Raw genomic sequence first — 15,703 nt, 5'->3', positions numbered from 1 at the left:
CCCTCACCGCGCAGCGACGCCGAGCAGCGACAGGATCTCGTCCATCTGGCGCTGGATCGAGACCGTCTCGTCGAGGGGCAGGAGCGCCGACTCGGTCGCGCCGGCCCGCAGACAGGCGGCGACCTCCTGGATCTCGTGGGCGTAGCCGCGCCCGATGACGGGCTCGCTGATCGTGGTCAGGTCGTCGCCGTCCCCGTGTCGCAGCGAGGTCGCCTCGTGGAACCGTGCCGGCACCTCGATGCGTCCCGTCGTGCCGGCGACCACCGCGCTGCTGTCGCCGGCGCTGACCTGGCTCCAGGCGATGCTCGCGACCGCCCCTGACGCATAGGTGAGGACGGCGCCGGCGTTGTCGTCGATGCCCTGGTCGGTCAGGGTGCCGGACGCCGCGATGTCAACGGGCTCACCGAGCACGAGGTGGGCGAAGGTCAGCGGATAGATGCCGACGTCGAGCAGGGCGCTCGCGCCGAGCGCCGGGTCCCAGAGCCGCACGCTGTCGGCGCGGCTGACGTGGCTCAGCTCGGCGCGCACCTGGCGGATCTCGCCGATCGCGCCGCTCGTGGCGATCTCGTGCACCCGGCGGACGTTGGGGTTGGTGCGCATCCACATCGCCTCGGCGAGGAAGAGGCCGCGCTCGCGCGCCTCGGCGACGAGCGCCGCGGAGTCGGTCGCGTTCATCGTCAGCGCCTTCTCGCACAGCACGTGCTTGCCGGCCTCGAGGCACAGCATGACGTCCTCCACGTGGCGGCCGTGCGGGGTCGCGACATAGATGACGTCGACGTCGGGGTCGGCAGCGAGCTCCTCGTAGGTCCCGTGGGCGCGGGACCCCCCGAAACGGCCGGCGAACTCCTGCGCCGCCTCGGGTCGGCGCGAGCCGACGGCGGCGAGCACGTTGTCGTCGAGGAGGGCGAGATCGGTGGCGAACTTCGCGGCGATGCCGCCGGTGGCCAGGATTCCCCAGCGGATCGGGTCGATGGAGGTCATGGGACACACCTTGCCATTGGGGCAAGCGAATGACACACGTGTTATTCATGGCCTAGGATGCAAGGCATGAGCGCCGTGGAGAAGTCGAACCCCGCAGGCTCGGCTGCCGTCGAGTCGTTGTCGGAGCGTGACCGGGAGATCCTGGCGCTCGAGCGACTCTGGTGGCAGTACGCCGGGGCCAAGGAGCAGGCGATCCGCGACAAGTTCGACATGTCGGCCACGCGCTACTACCAGGTCCTCAACGCGCTGATCGACCGCGAGGACGCCCTGGCGTTCGACCCGTTGCTGGTCAAGCGTCTGCGCCGTCTCCGCGCGCAGCGTCAGCGCAGCCGCTCGGCCAGGCGCCTCGGCATCGACCTCTGACGCGCCATGGTGGCGCACCGCAAGAACGTCCCGACTCGCAAGGCGTACGTGCCGTCGGGATGGTTCATCCTCCTGACCGTCATGCTCTGCATCGGTGGCGCCGGGTGGCTGGGTCTCCTGCTCGTCGGTGACGACGACGCCCCGGTTGCCTCCCCGACGACCCCGACGCCGTCGATCTCGGTCTCGCCCGATGCGACCGAGTCGACACCGGAGCCGACGCAAGAGCCCACCGAGGAGCCGACCGAAGAACCCACCGCAGAGCCGACCGACGAGCCCGCGACGGCGCGCGACGCGACGGTGTCGGTGCTCAACAACTCCGGCATCGCCGGGGCGGCCCGGGTGTTCTCGGGCAAGGTGAGCCAGGCCGGCTGGCCGCTCGGTGGCATCGGCAACTGGACCGGCTCCATCGGCAGCAACACCGTCTACTACCCGCCCGGCCTGCAGGCACAGGCCGAGCTGCTCGGCCAGGACGTCGGGATCACCCGCATCAGGCCGAGCGTGGCGCCCATGAGGATGGACCGGCTGACCATCATCCTGTCCGGGCCGCAATGATGGGGTCGTGACCTCGACCATCCGCTCTGCCATCGTCGCCGACCCGGGACACACGCTCCTGGCCCTCGACTTCGACGGAACCCTCGCGCACATCGTCGACGACCCGACCCGGGCCTTTGCCCACCCGCGCTCGGTCGACGCGCTCGCCCGCCTCGGCGCGGTCCTCGGCCAGGTGGCGATCGTGACCGGTCGTCCCGTGCCCCAGGCGCTCGAGCTCGGCGGCTTCGAGGGCCGCGCCGGCCTCGAACGTCTCGTGATCTACGGCCAGTACGGCGCCGAGCGCTGGGACGCGGCCGACGGCACCACCACCCGTCCCGACCGGCCCGAGCCGATCGTCCGCCTCGCGGGTCTGCTGCCCGACTGGCTCGCCGAGCGGGGTGCGGGCGACGTGCGCATCGAGGACAAGGGCCTCGCCATCGCGATCCACACCCGCGGGGTGGGCGACGGGCTGCTCGACACGCTGCGGGCGCCGCTGTCCGACCTGGCTGCCGAGCTGGGGCTCGCGGTCGAGCCGGGGCGGCAGGTCATCGAGCTGCGGGCACCGGGCAACGACAAGGGTGACGCCGTGCGTCGGCTCGTCGCCGCGCTCGGGGCGAAGCAGGTGGTCTTCGCCGGCGACGACCTGGGCGACCTCCCGGCGTTCGCCGCGGTCGAGGAGCTGCGCGCCAGCGGTGTCGGGGGTCTGCTGATCTGCTCGGCCTCGACCGAGCAGGACGCCCTCGTGTCGCGGTCCGACATCGTCCTCGAGGGGCCGGACGCCGTGGCGGGGTGGTTGGAAGAGCTCGCCGATGAGTTCTAGCCGATGAGCTCCGACCGATGAGCTCCGACCGGGCCGCGCCACTGCCGCACACGCCGTGGACCCGGCTGCGGACGGCTCTCAACTGGATCAACCTCTCGACGCCGCTGGGCCTGCTGATCGCCCGGATCGGGGGCGCGACGATCACCCGACGCGGTCGGGGCACCTATCTCGCCACGGGATACCGCTACGGGTTCCCGGTGGCGAGCGCCTTCACGGTGGGCAGCGTCATCACCAGCAAGCACGACCCGGCCTACTTCGAGCAGCGGCTCGTCCTGCTGCAGCACGAGGACCGTCACTGCACCCAGTACGCCTTCGTCCTCGGGGTCGTCATGCTGCCGATCTACGTCCTGTCGGTCGCCGTCTCCTACGCCGTCGCCGGTGACTACTCGTCCTACAACCCGTTCGAGCGGCTCGCCGGCCTCGCCGACGGCAACTACCCGCCGCCGACGACCCGGCTCGCCAAGAAGCGCTCCTGACCCGCCCCGCTCGTCCGCCCCGCCTTGCGTCATAGCAACTGAGGGGCCGGCGCCACCGTTGTCATGACGCAACGCGGGGTCCACAGCGGGCCGCGGTGCTTTCGCCCGTCCACAGGGCGCCGGGACGGGGTGTCGTGCGCCTGCCGGGGCGAGGGAGGTTCGACGGATGCACGCCCTCGACCACGTCCCGCCCCGACTGCGCCCCGATCTCGTCGCGCTCGCAGCAGCGCAGGAGGGAGTCGTCTCCCGGCGACAGCTCCACCGCCTCGGCATCACCCGGTGGATGATCGCAGCCAACCTCCGGGCCCAGCGGTGGCGCCTCCACGGGCGTCAGTCCATCTGCCTGCACACGGGTCCGCTGTCCGCGGCATCGATGCGCTGGCACGGCGTCATCGAGGCCGGGCCCAGGGCGGCGATCGATGGCGTCAGCGCGCTGCAGGCGGCCGGCCTGACGGGGTTCACGATCGACCACGTGCGTGTCTCGGTGCCGCGCGGTGCTCCGGCTGTTCGCCGTCCGGGTCTCGTGGTCCGTCAGACGCGACGTCTCCAGCGGGCGGACGTCGTGCCCACCGGCCTGCCCCGTGTCCGGGTGCCGATCGCCGCCGTGCGGGCGGCGCTGTGGGCGGTCAGCGCGAAGCAGGCAGCGACCGTGCTGGCCATGGTCGTGCAGCAGGGGCTCTGCACGCCCCAGGCCATCGCCGAGTCCCTCCTGACCGTGCGACGGCACGCTCGCAAGAAGCTCCTCGAGGCCGTGCTGATCGACCTGCTCGACGGCGCCCAGGCCATGGGAGAGCTCGACTTCGCACGGCTGTGCCGCCAGCACGGGCTGCCTGCTCCGGACCGCCAGGTCGTGCGCAGGACCTCGCGCGGCACGGCCTACCTCGACGTCTACTGGCTGGCCTACCGCCTCGTGGTCGAGGTCGACGGGATCCATCACCTCGAGGCACCGGCGGTGGTGTCCGACGCGCTGCGCCAGAACGAGCTGTCGCTGGCGTCCGACACGGTCCTGCGCCTCCCGCTCCTGGGGCTGCGGGTGGCGCCGGCGCAGTTCATGCGCCAGGTGCGCGACGGCCTCGTCGCCGGCGGCTGGACCGACCCCCTTGCGTCATGACAAGCGCGGCCCGGGGACCTCAGCTCTGATGACGCAAGACGGGGTGTCCGAGGAGCGAACGCTCACCGTCCACGATGTGGACAGAGTGGACACATCGTGAGACGCCCACGTACGCTGGAATCACTCATCCAGAGGGGTACAGGGACACGGCCCGACGACACCCCAGCAACCAGTCGCACGAAGCGACCAGGTGCTCAATCCGTCCCGGTCGACAGTCGATCCGGGAAAGATGACCAGGAGGATCGCGTGACCATCACCGCCCAGGATTCCACCCGCACCACGCTTCGCGAGGGCGCCTTCGGCCACGCCACCGGGCTCGTCTGCCGCGAGTGCGGCGCCACCCAGGAGCTCGGACCGCACTACGCCTGTCAGGAGTGCTTCGGCCCGCTCGAGATCGCGTACGACTTCCCGGCGATCACGCGCGAGCAGATCGAGGCCGGCCCCGCCAACATCTGGCGCTACAAGGCACTGCTGCCCGTGCCGGACGACATCGAGACCAGCCCCAACCTCGAGCCCGGCTACACCCGGCTGCTGGAGGCCAAGAACCTCGCCGCCGAGCTCGGCCTGACCAAGCTCTGGGTCAAGGACGACAGCACCAACCCCACCAACTCCTTCAAGGACCGGGTCGTGGCGTGCGCGCTCAGCGCCGCCCGCGAGCTCGGCAGCCGCGTCTTCGCGTGCCCCTCGACCGGCAACCTGGCCAACGCCGTCGCCGCTGCGGGCGCCCGCGCCGGCATCAAGACCGTCGTCTTCATCCCGAGCAACCTCGAGACCCCCAAGAAGGTCAACTCGGCGGTCTACACCGAGAACCTCGTCGCGGTCGACGGCAACTACGACGACGTCAACAAGCTCGCCAGCGAGATCGCGGGCGAGGAGGACGGCTGGGCGTTCGTCAACGTCAACGTCCGCCCCTTCTACGCCGAGGGCTCCAAGACGCTCGGCTACGAGATCGCCGAGCAGCTCGGCTGGCGCCTGCCCGACCAGATCGTCATCCCGGTCGCGTCCGGCTCGCAGCTGACCAAGGTGCACAAGGCGTTCCGCGAGCTCGTCAAGCTTGGGCTCGTCGAGGACAAGCCGGTCAAGATCTACGGCGCCCAGGCCACCGGCTGCTCGCCGGTCTCCGAGGCGTTCCGCCAGGGCTGGGACGCCATCAAGCCCGTCCGCCCCGACACGATCGCCAAGTCGCTGGCGATCGGCAACCCCGCCGACGGCATCTACGTGCTCGACATCTGCCGCGAGACCGGCGGAGCCGTCGCCGACATCTCCGACGACGAGGTCCGCGACGCGATCGTGCTGCTCGCCCGCACCGAGGGCATCTTCACCGAGACCGCCGGCGGCACCACGGTCGGCGTGCTGAAGAAGCTCGTCGAGACCGGCGTCCTCGACCCGTCCCTGGAGACCGTCGTCATCAACACCGGCCACGGCCTGAAGACCCTCGACGCGGTCACGAGCCTCGTCGGTCCCGCCGCCACCATCGCCCCGACGTACGAGGCGTTCGTCGCCTCGGGCATCGCCTGAGACCAGAACCGTTCAAGGAGCACCGTGAGCATCAACGTCCGTATTCCCACGATCCTGCGCTCGTACACGCAGGACCAGTCCCAGGTCACCGCCGACGGCGCGACCCTCAGCGACGTCCTGGAGTCGCTGGAGTCCAGCTTCCCGGGCATCAAGGCCCGCGTGGTCGACGACGAGGGCAAGCTGCGCCGGTTCGTCAACATCTACGTGGCCGAGGAGGACGTCAGGTTCTCCCAGGGCCTCGACACCCCGACGCCGGACGGTGCCCAGGTGTCGATCATCCCCGCCGTCGCCGGCGGCTGCTGAGCTCGAAAAACTCAGGGGAGGGGCGAAGTCCCGCCGTAGCCGGTGGGTGCTGAGCCGTATAGGCTCTCCGCATCGGGCCCTCGGCAGGTGGGTCCGTCTCTGTGACAGGTGGGAGTAGCGGCATGGTGCAGGGCACCGTCAAGTGGTTCAACGCTGACAAGGGCTACGGATTCATCGAGGTCGAGGGCCAGGACGACGTCTTCGTCCACTGGTCCAAGATCGCGTCCGACGGCTACAAGACCCTCGAGGACGGCCAGAAGGTCGAGTTCGAGGTCGTGGACGGACCCAAGGGCCGCGAGGCCCACGAGGTCATCGGGCACTGAGACACACGAGCGACGCAGAAGGACCCGGTCCGGGGGGACCGGGTCCTTCTGCGTCCTGACCCGCCGGCTCGCGGACCGGCCGACAAGATGTCACTCGCAGGAAACGCGGGCGTGTTCTTCACGACACTTGCGATGTCACATCGGCGCTGACATACTCCCGGTATGTTCATCACTGCTGCGGAACCCGCCACCGCGCCCGTCGGCGGCGCCGAGCTCGGCCAGGTCCTGGGCCTCTCGATCGCCGCGACGATCGTGACCGGCATCCTGCTGGTCATCGCCTGGGCCCACCGGACCCACCGGATCGACTGGTTCGACAAGCTGGGCAAGCGCCTCGGTGCGCAGTACGGCGAGCCCGGGTGGTCGACCATCCCGACGATGTTCGTCGCGAGCTCGCTGATCGTCGCCCTGCTCGGCTTCATGTGGGACGTCAGCCTGCACGCCGGCCGTGGCCGTGACGCCGGGCCGCTCGCCAACCCCGCGCACTACCTGATCCTCTACGGGCTCTTCGCCCTGTTCATCGCCGGCATGTCCGCGATCGTCTACCCCCGTGACGGGGAGAAGCCCGGCATCGCGTCCGTGCGCATCACCCGGTCCTGGTACGCCCCCGTGAGCGGCATCTTCATCGCGGCGTGCGGCATGTACGCCCTGATCGGCTTCCCGCTCGACGACATCTGGCACCGCATGTTCGGCCAGGACGTGACGCTCTGGGGCCCCACGCACCTGATGCTGATCGGCGGCGCGGGCCTGTCGACCGCCGGCATCATCCTGCTCAACCGCGAGGCCGAGATCCACATGCGCGGCCGCGGCAAGGCGCTGCCCGTGTGGCTCAAGACCATCATGAACTCGATCGCCTTCGGCGGCCTGCTCATCGGCCTCTCGGTCTTCCAGGCCGAGTTCGACTTCGGCATCGCGCAGTTCCGCATGGTCTTCGCGCCGATGATGATCGTCGCCGCGGCGGGCCTGACCCTGGTCGCCGCCCGTCTGTACGTCGGCGTCGGCGCCGCGATCGGTGCAGCCGTGTTCTTCCTGCTGATGCGCGGCATCATCTCGTTCGTCGTCACCGACGTCATGGGCGAGGCGCACCACGTCTTCCCGCTCTACCTCGGCAGCGCGGTCATCGTCGAGCTCCTGGCGATCTCGCGGCTGCGACACAAGCCGCTGTGGTTCGGTGCGATCGCGGGCCTTGCGATCGGCACCGTCGGCCTCGTCATCGAGAAGCTCTGGAACGACCAGGTCTTCCAGTTCCCGTGGACCCAGGACATGTGGCTCGAGGGTCTGCTCATGGCCGTCCCCGTCGCGATCGCGTCTGGCCTCTGCGGTGCGCTGTTCGCGATGGGCCTCAAGGGCCAGCTGCCGTCGAAGAGCGTCGGCCGCGTCATCGTCACCGGATCGGTGCTGGTGCTGTCGGCCTCGGTCGCCAACGGCCTCTACGCCACGGTGCCCCAGGACGAGTCGGCGACGTTCGCCCTGACCCAGGTCGGCACGACGGCCGAGCCCGAGGTCACCGCGCAGGTCACGCTGTCCGAGGGCGTCGCCGACGACGACCCGACGTGGGTGCAGATCACCGCGTGGCAGGGCGGCGGCGAGGGTGTCGTGACCGACCGCCTGCGCCGCACGGGTGACAACACCTACGAGTCGACCAAGCCGGTCCCCGTCGGTGGCAACTGGAAGACGCTCCTGCGCGTGCAGGACGGACGGACGCTCGCGGCCGTCCCGATCTTCCTGCCCGCCGACCCGCCGCTGAAGGTCGGTGAGGTGCCCGCCGAGGCGTCGTTCACCCGTGACTTCGTGCCCGAGATCGACATCCTGCAGCGCGAGCGCAAGGACGACAGCTCGGCCCTGCTGTGGGGTGCCGCCAACATGGTCGTCCTGCTGTGCAGCCTGGCCATCATCCTGGGCATCTGCGTCTCGGTCTCGCGGGTGGCCCGCAAGATCGAGGAGCACGAGGCGTCCGAGGGGTCTGCGCCAGCACCTACGCTGACCTCATGATCCCTGCTGGCGCCACGCCCCTGGGCGACGAGCTCTTCGCGCACCACGTCGCACTGCTCGCCATCCCGGCGATCGTCCCTGCGGTCGTCGTGGTGGGAGTCGTCCTCTACATCGCCCGCAAGGACCGCCGTGAGGAGCGCGAGGAGCGTGACCTGATCGAGCGTGCCTTCGACGGCACCGACCACGAGGAGAGCGACACCGAATGAAGACCGCAGCAGCCCTGCTCGCCGCAGCACTGCTCCTGTCCGCGTGTGGCGGATCGTCCGACGACGGGGCATCCGCCGATCCCACCGCCGCGAGCGCGCCGACCAGCGTCGAGCCGACGAGCTCGGAGCCGAGCAGTGCCGAGCCGAGCGAGACCTCCGGCACGGTCGTCGGCATCGTCATCGCCGGTGGCAAGGTCGTCCCGCAGGGCAAGCGCGTCGAGGCCAAGGTCGGCGCAGACATCACCCTCACCATCCGCTCCGACGTCGACGAGGAGATCCACGTCCACTCCGACCCCGAGCACACCTACGAGGTCGCTGCGGGCGAGACGGTGACCGAGACGTTCACGGTCGACACGCCCGGGCAGGTCGCGGTCGAGGCCCACGAGCTCGGCGTGACGATCGTGCAGCTCGTCGTCCGTCCGTGACGCTGACGACCGGGCTGGGCGCGGGCCTCGCGGCCCACGGCGTCGGTGGGTCGACCGACCTGCCGATCCCGTTCATCTACGCGATGGTGGGCGCCTCGTGGGCCCTGACGATCTCGTTCGCGGTCCTCGCGCTGGCCTGGAAGGAGCCCCGGTTCCAGGGATCCTGGGGGGCTGGCGAGCCCGACCGGCGGCGGCCGTGGCTCGCGGTCGTCGGGATGCTGCTCACGGCGTGGGTGCTCGTCGCGCTCTACGCCGGGCCGGCCGATCCGTCCAACGGTGGCCTGCAGGCGTTCTACATCTTCGTGTGGGTCGGGCTGGTGCCGCTGGCCCTGGTCGCCGGCCACGTCTGGCGTGACCTCTCGCCGTGGCGGACGCTGACCGGCCGCGGCATCTGGACCTATCCCGAGCGCCTCGGCTACTGGCCGGCCGTCGCGGGCCTGTTCGCCTTCGTGTGGCTCGAGCTCGCCTCGCCCGACCCGGGCGACGTCGTGTCGGTGCGGGTCTGGGTCGGGGTCTACGTCGCCGCGATGCTGCTCGGCGGCGTCGCGTTCGGCCCGCGCTGGTTCGACCGCGCCGACCCGTTCGACGTCTACAGCGCGATCGTGGCGAGGATGTCGCCGATCGCTCGCGGTGGACGGCTCTCGCGCAACCCGCTGCGGGGCCTGACCACGGTGCCGGTGGCGCCCGGACTGGTGGCGCTGCTGGCGGTGCTGCTCGGCTCGACGGCGTACGACAGCTTCTCCGCGTCGCCGTTCTGGCAGGGCAGGTCGCTGTCGAGCCTGGAGCACACGCTGACGCTGCTGGCGTTCTGCATCGTGGTCGCGGTGCTGTTCGTCGGCGCGGCGATGGCCACCGGGGGAGTCACTCCGGAGCAGCGGCGTGCCATGCCCGGTCTGCTCGCGCACTCGCTGGTGCCGATCGTGGTCGGCTACATCTTCGCCCACTACCTGACCTACCTGGTCGAGAAGGGGCAGACGGCGTTCTTCGCGCTGCTCGACCCGTTGGGGCGGGGGTGGACGCCGCTCGGCGACCCCGGCGTGAGCTACGTCCTGTCCGAGCACACGTCGACGCTGGCGGCGCTCAAGGTCACGTTCGTCGTCGCCGGTCACGTGCTGGCCGTGATCGCGGCGCACGACCGGGCGCTGGTGCTGCTGCCCAAGGCGCACCGCCTCAGCGGCCAGCTCGCGATGCTCCTGCTGATGGTCGCCTACACCTTCACGGGGCTCTACCTGCTCTTCTCCGTCTGACCGACCCCACCCCAGCGCGGTGGTTCTGCCACCGTACGAGGCGGCTATCGGCCGGAGACGGTGGCGTACGCACCGCGCCGGGGGAGACGGTGGCGTACGCACCGCGCCGGGGGAGACGGTGGCGTACGCACCGCGCCGGGGGCGGAGTGTCCGAGGTCGGCGATAGCGTCGGGGCATGGCGACGATCTTCAACACCGCGACCACGCTCGACGGCTACCTCGCGACGACCGACCACTCCCTCGACTGGTTGTTCGAGGTGCCCGGATCCGACGAGGCGGAGAGTGGCATCGGCGACTTCACGGCCCGTGTCGGGGCTCTCGCGATGGGCTCCTCGACCTATGAGTGGGTCGTCCGGCACGAGTCGCTCGTCGAGCACCCCGAGAAGTGGACCGAGTGGTACGGCGATCGCCCCACCTGGGTCTTCACGCACCGTGACCTGCCGGTCCTGGCCGGCGCCGACATCCGCTTCACCCGGGCTCCGGTCGCCGAGGTGCATGCCGAGATGCTCGCCGCCGCAGGAGACCGTGACATCTGGCTGATGGGCGGCGGTGACCTGGTCGGCCAGTTCGCCGACGCGGGGCTGGTCGACCAGCTGATCGTCACGGTGGCACCGGTGACCCTCGGGGCCGGTGCGCCGCTGCTGCCGCGCGACATCCGCTCGGACCGGCTCACGCTGACGTCGGTCCGGCAGGTCGGCCCGTTCGCCGAGCTGGTCTACGAGGTTCGATCCGCATCCTGATTGCGCACCGTTGATTAGCACTCGTATAGTGAGAGTGCCAGACACCCACGTGTCCGGCATCTGACCAGATCGATGAGGTTGTGGGCCGCGGCGAGAAGGGTTCGCCACACGCCGCAGCCGTCCGTCGCGGGCATCGCCTGGTCACCCACGTCGACAACCAAGTCGGAGACACGTACACATGGCAAAAACCATTGCTTTCAATGAGGAAGCCCGTCGCGGCCTCGAGCGGGGAATGAACCAGCTCGCCGACGCCGTCAAGGTGACCCTCGGCCCCAAGGGCCGCAACGTCGTCCTGGAGAAGAAGTGGGGAGCCCCCACGATCACCAACGACGGTGTCAGCATCGCGCGCGAGATCGAGCTCGAGGATCCCTACGAGAAGATCGGCGCCGAGCTCGTCAAGGAGGTCGCCAAGAAGACTGACGACGTCGCCGGTGACGGCACGACGACCGCCACGGTCCTCGCCCAGGCACTCGTCCGCGAAGGCCTGCGCAACGTCGCGGCCGGCGCCAACCCGATGGGCCTGAAGAAGGGCATCGAGACCGCCGTCGAGGCCATCTCCGCGCAGCTGCTCGGCATGGCCAAGGACGTCGAGACCAAGGAGCAGATCGCTTCGACCGCCTCCATCTCGGCCGCTGACACCACGGTCGGCGAGATCATCGCCGAGGCGATGGACAAGGTCGGCAAGGAAGGCGTCATCACGGTCGAGGAGTCGAACACGTTCGGCATCGACCTGGAGCTCACCGAGGGCATGCGCTTCGACAAGGGTCACCTGTCGGGCTACTTCGTGACCGACCCGGAGCGCCAGGAGACCGTCCTCGACGATCCCTACCTGCTGATCGTCAACTCCAAGATCACGTCGGTCAAGGACATGGTCCCCGTCCTGGAGAAGGTCATGGCGTCGGGCAAGCCGCTCGTCATCATCGCCGAGGACATCGAGGGCGAGGCCCTCGCGACGCTGATCGTCAACAAGATGCGTGGCACGTTCAAGTCGGTCGCCGTCAAGGCCCCCGGCTTCGGTGACCGCCGCAAGGCCATGCTGGCCGACATCGCCATCCTGACCGGTGGTGAGGTCATCAGCGAGGAGGTCGGTCTCAAGCTCGAGAACGCCGACCTGACGCTGCTCGGCACGGCTCGCAAGGTCGTCACGACCAAGGACGAGACCACGATCGTCGAGGGCGGTGGCTCCGAGGACCAGATCCAGGGCCGCGTCAACCAGATCAAGGCCGAGATCGAGAACAGCGACTCCGACTACGACCGCGAGAAGCTCCAGGAGCGTCTGGCCAAGCTCGCCGGCGGCGTCGCCGTCATCAAGGTCGGCGCGGCCACCGAGGTCGAGCTCAAGGAGCGCAAGCACCGCATCGAGGACGCCGTCCGCAACGCGAAGGCTGCCGTCGAGGAGGGCATCGTCGCCGGTGGTGGCGTCGCTCTCGTCCAGGCCGCTGCCGCTGTCTTCGAGAAGCTCGAGCTCACCGGTGACGAGGCCACGGGTGCCAACATCGTGCGCGTCGCCGCCTCGGCCCCGCTCAAGCAGATCGCCGTCAACGCCGGTCTCGAGGGTGGAGTCGTCGCGGAGAAGGTCGCCAACCTCCCGGAGGGTCACGGCCTCAACGCCGCCACCGGCGAGTACGTCGACCTGATCGCCGCGGGCATCATCGACCCGGCCAAGGTCACGCGCTCGGCGCTGCAGAACGCAGCCTCGATCGCGGCACTGTTCCTCACCACCGAGGCCGTCGTCGCCGACAAGCCGGAGCCTGCTCCGGCCGGCGGCGGCGCCCCGGACATGGGTGACATGGGAGGCATGGGCTTCTAGTCACCTCGTGACCTGAGCTCCAGCAGACCAGCGAAGGCCCCGACCGCTCCGGCGGTTCGGGGCCTTCGTCCGTCCTGGGTCGTCCTACATCGACGCGGCGGCGGCCTTGATCGCCTCCCGGATGCGGAAGTACGAGCCGCAGCGGCAGACGTTCTCGATCGCGTCGATGTCGGCGTCGGTCGGGTTCTTGGTCCGTTTCAGCAGGGCGACCGCGGCCATGATCTGACCGGGCTGGCAGTAGCCGCACTGGGCGACGTCCTGGTCGATCCAGGCCTCCTGCACCGGGTGCAGGGTGTCGCCGTCGGCGAGGCCCTCGATCGTCGTGACCTCGCGGCCGCCGACCTCCGACACCGGTGTCACGCACGGGTTGAAGGCCTCGCCGTCGAGGTGGCTCGTGCAGGCCTTGCAGACGTCGATCCCGCAGCCGTACTTCGGGCCGCGGACACCGAGCTTGTCGCGCAGGACCCAGAGCAGGTCGAGATCGGCCGGGGCGTCGACCGTGACCGGTGAGCCGTTGAGGGTGAACGTGTAAGCGGGCATGGCGTGCTCCTCAGTGGGCCGGGAACGGCTCGAAGTCGACGGGGAAGATGATCGGGAACGAGCGCGGCTTGGTGCCCGTGGCCCGTGCGTAGGCGTTGGCGACGGCACCGACGGCCGCCGGGACGCCGAGCTCGCCGGCACCGCCCGGCTTCTCGCTGCTGTCCATGATGATGATGTTGACGTCGGTGGGGGAGTCCGCCTGGCGCGTGTAGTGGAACTGCGAGTAGCTCCCCTCCAGCGGCAGGCCGTTCTTGATGTGGAGCCCCGCACGCAGCGTGGTGCCGATCGCGTCGGTCAGGCCGCCGAGCAGCTGCGACTTCAGCCCCGAGGGGTTGAGGCACAGCCCGACGTCGGCGACGATCGTCGCCTTGGTGACCCGGGGGTCCTGGGGATCGGTCGCGTCGATCTCGACCAGCACGGCGGTGCACGACTTGTACTCGTCGTGGAACGCGATGCCCTGGGCGTGCCCCTTCGGCATCGCCCTGCCCCAGCCGCCCTCCTGGGCGGCTCGGTCGAGCACCGCCTTCTGGCGTCGGGTCTTGAGCTGCTGACGACGGAAGGCGACGGGGTCGCGGCCGAGCTTGGCTGCCATCTCGTCGACCAGGATCTCCTCGGCGCCGCGGGTGTTGGCCGAGTAGACCGATCGCCAGCTGCCGGTGTGCATCTTGAGCGGGATCTCGTTGAGCAGCTGGGTCACCACCCCGAAGTTGTAGGGGCACTTCACCGTGGTCAGGAAGATCGTCTGCGCGAAGCTGGCGTTGCCGGCGACCGGCAGGCTCGCTGCGACCGCCGTGAGGATCTCGCCGAGGCCGTGCCGGGTGTCGGTCTCGACCGAGGCGACCCGCTGCTCGTAGGACAGGACCCCGCCGAGCGCGAACGTGGCTCGCAGCTTGTGGTGGGACGCGGCGCGGGCGCGGCCGTGACGCATGTCGTCGATGCGGGTCCACATCAGTCGCACGGGGCGGCCGAACGCCTTCGAGGCCCGCGCGGCCTCCAGCGCCGCGTCGTAGAACAGCCGCCGCCCGAACGAGCCGCCGCCCTGCAGGACGTGGAAGGTCACCTTGCCCTGGGGGAGGCCCAGCTCCTGGGCGATGGCCTGCGCGGCGATGATCGGCGACTTCGCCGCGGCCCAGATCGTCGCACCGTCCTTGCGGACGTCGGCGACCGCGGAGTTGGGCTCGAGCGGCGCGTGGCTGACGAAGTGGAAGTCGAACTCGGCGTCGAGCGAGAGGCCGGTCTTGGGCACCGTGAACGGCAGCGTCGCCTTGCGCAGCCTGGCGAAGATCTGCTCGTCCGACAGGTCGTCGATCGTGCCCTTCGTCCAGGTCGCCTCCACGGCCATCTTGGCATCGAGCGCCTGGCCGAACGTCTCGGCGAGGACGGCGACACCCGTCTCGATCATCGCGGCGTCGATCACGCCGGGCATGGCCTTGATCGCTGCCTCGTTGAACGAGGTGGGGCTGCCGTTGATCGTCGGCGGGCGAGCGACCATGACCGGCATCGCGCCCGGCACGTCGACGTCGACGCCGTACTCGATCTGGCCGGTGACGGCCTTGCGGGCGTCCACCCGGCCGGTCGGTGTGCCGATGACCTCGTAGTCGGCCGGCTTCTTGGGCGAGACCCGCAGGTTGGGCAGCCCGCTCGACGCCGCGTCGGCCGTGAGCTCGGCGTAGGTCGCGGTGCGACCGTCGGGGCCGCTGACCACGCCGCCACTCGTGGTGAGGCCGCTGGTGGACACCTTCCACCGCGCGGCCGCTGCCGCGAGGAGTCGTCCGCGGGCCGCGGCCGCGGCCCGGCGGACGGGGTCGTACATGCTGCGCACCGTGTTGGACCCACCGGTGAGCTGGTTGAAGAGCAGCTCGGGGCGCGCGTCGGCGAGGGTCACCTCCACGTCGTCGAGCGCGAGGTCGAGCTCCTCGGCGAGCAGCATCGAGAACGTCGTCGTGATGCCCTGGCCCACCTCGGCGCGCGGCAGGGCGAGGCGCGCCGTGCCGTCCTCGGTGATCTCGATCGTCAGCATCCCGGACGTCGCCGCGCCCGCGAGGATCAACAGCTCGCCGAGGTCGATGATGTCGGCCGGCTGCGGCACGAGCGCCGCCGCCGGGCTGCCGCCGTCGATGCCGAGCTGCACCGCGATGGTGAGCGTCGGTGCAGCCACCAGATAGGTCAGGAACCGCCGTCGGTCGGTCCCTGACGACGTGTCGTCGTCTTCCTCGAGCTGGTCGGTCGGTGGAACGTACGTGGTCATGCATGTCTCCTACGCGACCCCTCCCCCAAGGTCGTCACGTCGTGGACAGGTGGTTCTCCCCCCGAAGCGATCT

At 70.0% G+C, this 15,703-nt stretch carries 17 protein-coding genes and 1 riboswitch; of the genes, 14 read left to right on the top strand and 3 right to left on the bottom strand.

Annotated elements, in window-relative coordinates:
• Positions 1-3 precede the first annotated feature (3 nt).
• A complete protein-coding gene (locus tag HQK15_RS00960) occupies positions 4-981 on the bottom strand; it encodes a Gfo/Idh/MocA family protein (RefSeq protein ID WP_173489573.1) in 978 nt (325 codons plus the stop codon).
• A 66-nt stretch (positions 982-1,047) separates the two neighbouring features.
• Between HQK15_RS00960 and HQK15_RS00955 the strand changes: the two genes are divergently transcribed.
• The 14 genes from HQK15_RS00955 to groL all read left to right on the top strand — a co-directional run bounded on the left by HQK15_RS00955 (position 1,048) and on the right by groL (position 12,842).
• Positions 1,048-1,344, top strand: coding sequence for a DUF3263 domain-containing protein (locus HQK15_RS00955; protein WP_173489572.1), 297 nt, complete (start codon positions 1,048-1,050; stop codon positions 1,342-1,344).
• Between the two features lie 6 nt (positions 1,345-1,350).
• A complete protein-coding gene (locus tag HQK15_RS00950) occupies positions 1,351-1,896 on the top strand; it encodes a LytR C-terminal domain-containing protein (protein ID WP_217361309.1) in 546 nt (181 codons plus the stop codon).
• A gap of 7 nt (positions 1,897-1,903) precedes the next feature.
• Positions 1,904-2,695: a trehalose-phosphatase gene (gene otsB, locus HQK15_RS00945; RefSeq protein WP_173489570.1), complete on the top strand. Its 792-nt coding sequence runs from the start codon at positions 1,904-1,906 to the stop codon at positions 2,693-2,695.
• A 17-nt stretch (positions 2,696-2,712) separates the two neighbouring features.
• Positions 2,713-3,171, top strand: coding sequence for a hypothetical protein (locus tag HQK15_RS00940; protein WP_173489569.1), 459 nt, complete (start codon positions 2,713-2,715; stop codon positions 3,169-3,171).
• A 166-nt stretch (positions 3,172-3,337) separates the two neighbouring features.
• On the top strand, positions 3,338-4,282 hold the full coding sequence (locus HQK15_RS00935; protein ID WP_173489568.1) for a putative endonuclease domain-containing protein: 945 nt from the start codon (positions 3,338-3,340) through the stop codon (positions 4,280-4,282).
• Between the two features lie 121 nt (positions 4,283-4,403).
• A riboswitch (SAM riboswitch) is annotated at positions 4,404-4,518 on the top strand.
• A gap of 10 nt (positions 4,519-4,528) precedes the next feature.
• On the top strand, positions 4,529-5,800 hold the full coding sequence (gene thrC, locus HQK15_RS00930; RefSeq protein WP_173489567.1) for a threonine synthase: 1,272 nt from the start codon (positions 4,529-4,531) through the stop codon (positions 5,798-5,800).
• A 24-nt stretch (positions 5,801-5,824) separates the two neighbouring features.
• The gene (locus HQK15_RS00925) at positions 5,825-6,103 is read left to right on the top strand and encodes a ubiquitin-like small modifier protein 1 (protein ID WP_173489566.1); all 279 of its coding nucleotides are present in this window, start codon (positions 5,825-5,827) and stop codon (positions 6,101-6,103) included.
• A 122-nt stretch (positions 6,104-6,225) separates the two neighbouring features.
• Positions 6,226-6,426: a cold-shock protein gene (locus HQK15_RS00920; RefSeq protein ID WP_056211909.1), complete on the top strand. Its 201-nt coding sequence runs from the start codon at positions 6,226-6,228 to the stop codon at positions 6,424-6,426.
• A gap of 162 nt (positions 6,427-6,588) precedes the next feature.
• Positions 6,589-8,415 (top strand): hypothetical protein, encoded by a 1,827-nt coding sequence (locus HQK15_RS00915; RefSeq protein ID WP_173489565.1) that lies wholly within the window; start codon positions 6,589-6,591, stop codon positions 8,413-8,415.
• Positions 8,412-8,621, top strand: a complete 210-nt coding sequence (locus HQK15_RS00910; RefSeq protein ID WP_173489564.1) for a hypothetical protein — start codon at positions 8,412-8,414, stop codon at positions 8,619-8,621. Before HQK15_RS00915 ends, HQK15_RS00910 begins: the two co-directional genes overlap by 4 nt.
• Positions 8,618-9,046 carry a hypothetical protein gene (locus HQK15_RS00905; protein ID WP_173489563.1) on the top strand — a complete coding sequence of 143 codons (429 nt, stop codon included), beginning with the start codon at positions 8,618-8,620 and terminating at the stop codon, positions 9,044-9,046. Before HQK15_RS00910 ends, HQK15_RS00905 begins: the two co-directional genes overlap by 4 nt.
• The gene (locus HQK15_RS00900; protein ID WP_367649013.1) at positions 9,043-10,293 is read left to right on the top strand and encodes a hypothetical protein; all 1,251 of its coding nucleotides are present in this window, start codon (positions 9,043-9,045) and stop codon (positions 10,291-10,293) included. Before HQK15_RS00905 ends, HQK15_RS00900 begins: the two co-directional genes overlap by 4 nt.
• 175 nt (positions 10,294-10,468) lie before the next feature.
• On the top strand, positions 10,469-11,032 hold the full coding sequence (locus HQK15_RS00895; protein ID WP_173489562.1) for a dihydrofolate reductase family protein: 564 nt from the start codon (positions 10,469-10,471) through the stop codon (positions 11,030-11,032).
• Positions 11,033-11,210: 178 nt separating this feature from the next.
• Positions 11,211-12,842, top strand: coding sequence for a chaperonin GroEL (gene groL / locus HQK15_RS00890; RefSeq protein WP_173489561.1), 1,632 nt, complete (start codon positions 11,211-11,213; stop codon positions 12,840-12,842).
• Positions 12,843-12,926: 84 nt separating this feature from the next.
• Here groL and HQK15_RS00885 read toward each other — a convergent pair whose 3' ends face one another.
• On the bottom strand, positions 12,927-13,382 hold the full coding sequence (locus tag HQK15_RS00885; RefSeq protein ID WP_173489560.1) for a (2Fe-2S)-binding protein: 456 nt from the start codon (positions 13,380-13,382) through the stop codon (positions 12,927-12,929).
• Between the two features lie 10 nt (positions 13,383-13,392).
• On the bottom strand, positions 13,393-15,630 hold the full coding sequence (locus HQK15_RS00880) for a xanthine dehydrogenase family protein molybdopterin-binding subunit (RefSeq protein ID WP_173489559.1): 2,238 nt from the start codon (positions 15,628-15,630) through the stop codon (positions 13,393-13,395).
• Positions 15,631-15,703 lie beyond the last annotated feature (73 nt).

The sequence above is a fragment of the Aeromicrobium stalagmiti genome (assembly GCF_013283745.1).
Lineage (GTDB): Bacteria > Actinomycetota > Actinomycetes > Propionibacteriales > Nocardioidaceae > Aeromicrobium > Aeromicrobium stalagmiti.
This window is presented reverse-complemented; position numbering and strand designations above follow the sequence as displayed.

Excerpts from the sequence above, each read along its gene's own strand:
- HQK15_RS00880 (WP_173489559.1), bottom strand. The coding sequence starts at position 15,630 with ATGACCACGTACGTTCCACCGACCGACCAGCTCGAGGAAGACGACGAC.
- HQK15_RS00885 (WP_173489560.1), bottom strand. The coding sequence starts at position 13,382 with ATGCCCGCTTACACGTTCACCCTCAACGGCTCACCGGTCACGGTCGAC.
- HQK15_RS00920 (WP_056211909.1), top strand. The coding sequence starts at position 6,226 with ATGGTGCAGGGCACCGTCAAGTGGTTCAACGCTGACAAGGGCTACGGA.
- HQK15_RS00955 (WP_173489572.1), top strand. The coding sequence starts at position 1,048 with ATGAGCGCCGTGGAGAAGTCGAACCCCGCAGGCTCGGCTGCCGTCGAG.
- HQK15_RS00940 (WP_173489569.1), top strand. The coding sequence starts at position 2,713 with ATGAGCTCCGACCGGGCCGCGCCACTGCCGCACACGCCGTGGACCCGG.
- HQK15_RS00895 (WP_173489562.1), top strand. The coding sequence starts at position 10,469 with ATGGCGACGATCTTCAACACCGCGACCACGCTCGACGGCTACCTCGCG.
- HQK15_RS00910 (WP_173489564.1), top strand. The coding sequence starts at position 8,412 with ATGATCCCTGCTGGCGCCACGCCCCTGGGCGACGAGCTCTTCGCGCAC.
- HQK15_RS00950 (WP_217361309.1), top strand. The coding sequence starts at position 1,351 with ATGGTGGCGCACCGCAAGAACGTCCCGACTCGCAAGGCGTACGTGCCG.
- HQK15_RS00935 (WP_173489568.1), top strand. The coding sequence starts at position 3,338 with ATGCACGCCCTCGACCACGTCCCGCCCCGACTGCGCCCCGATCTCGTC.
- groL (WP_173489561.1), top strand. The coding sequence starts at position 11,211 with ATGGCAAAAACCATTGCTTTCAATGAGGAAGCCCGTCGCGGCCTCGAG.
- HQK15_RS00915 (WP_173489565.1), top strand. The coding sequence starts at position 6,589 with ATGTTCATCACTGCTGCGGAACCCGCCACCGCGCCCGTCGGCGGCGCC.
- HQK15_RS00905 (WP_173489563.1), top strand. The coding sequence starts at position 8,618 with ATGAAGACCGCAGCAGCCCTGCTCGCCGCAGCACTGCTCCTGTCCGCG.
- HQK15_RS00960 (WP_173489573.1), bottom strand. The coding sequence starts at position 981 with ATGACCTCCATCGACCCGATCCGCTGGGGAATCCTGGCCACCGGCGGC.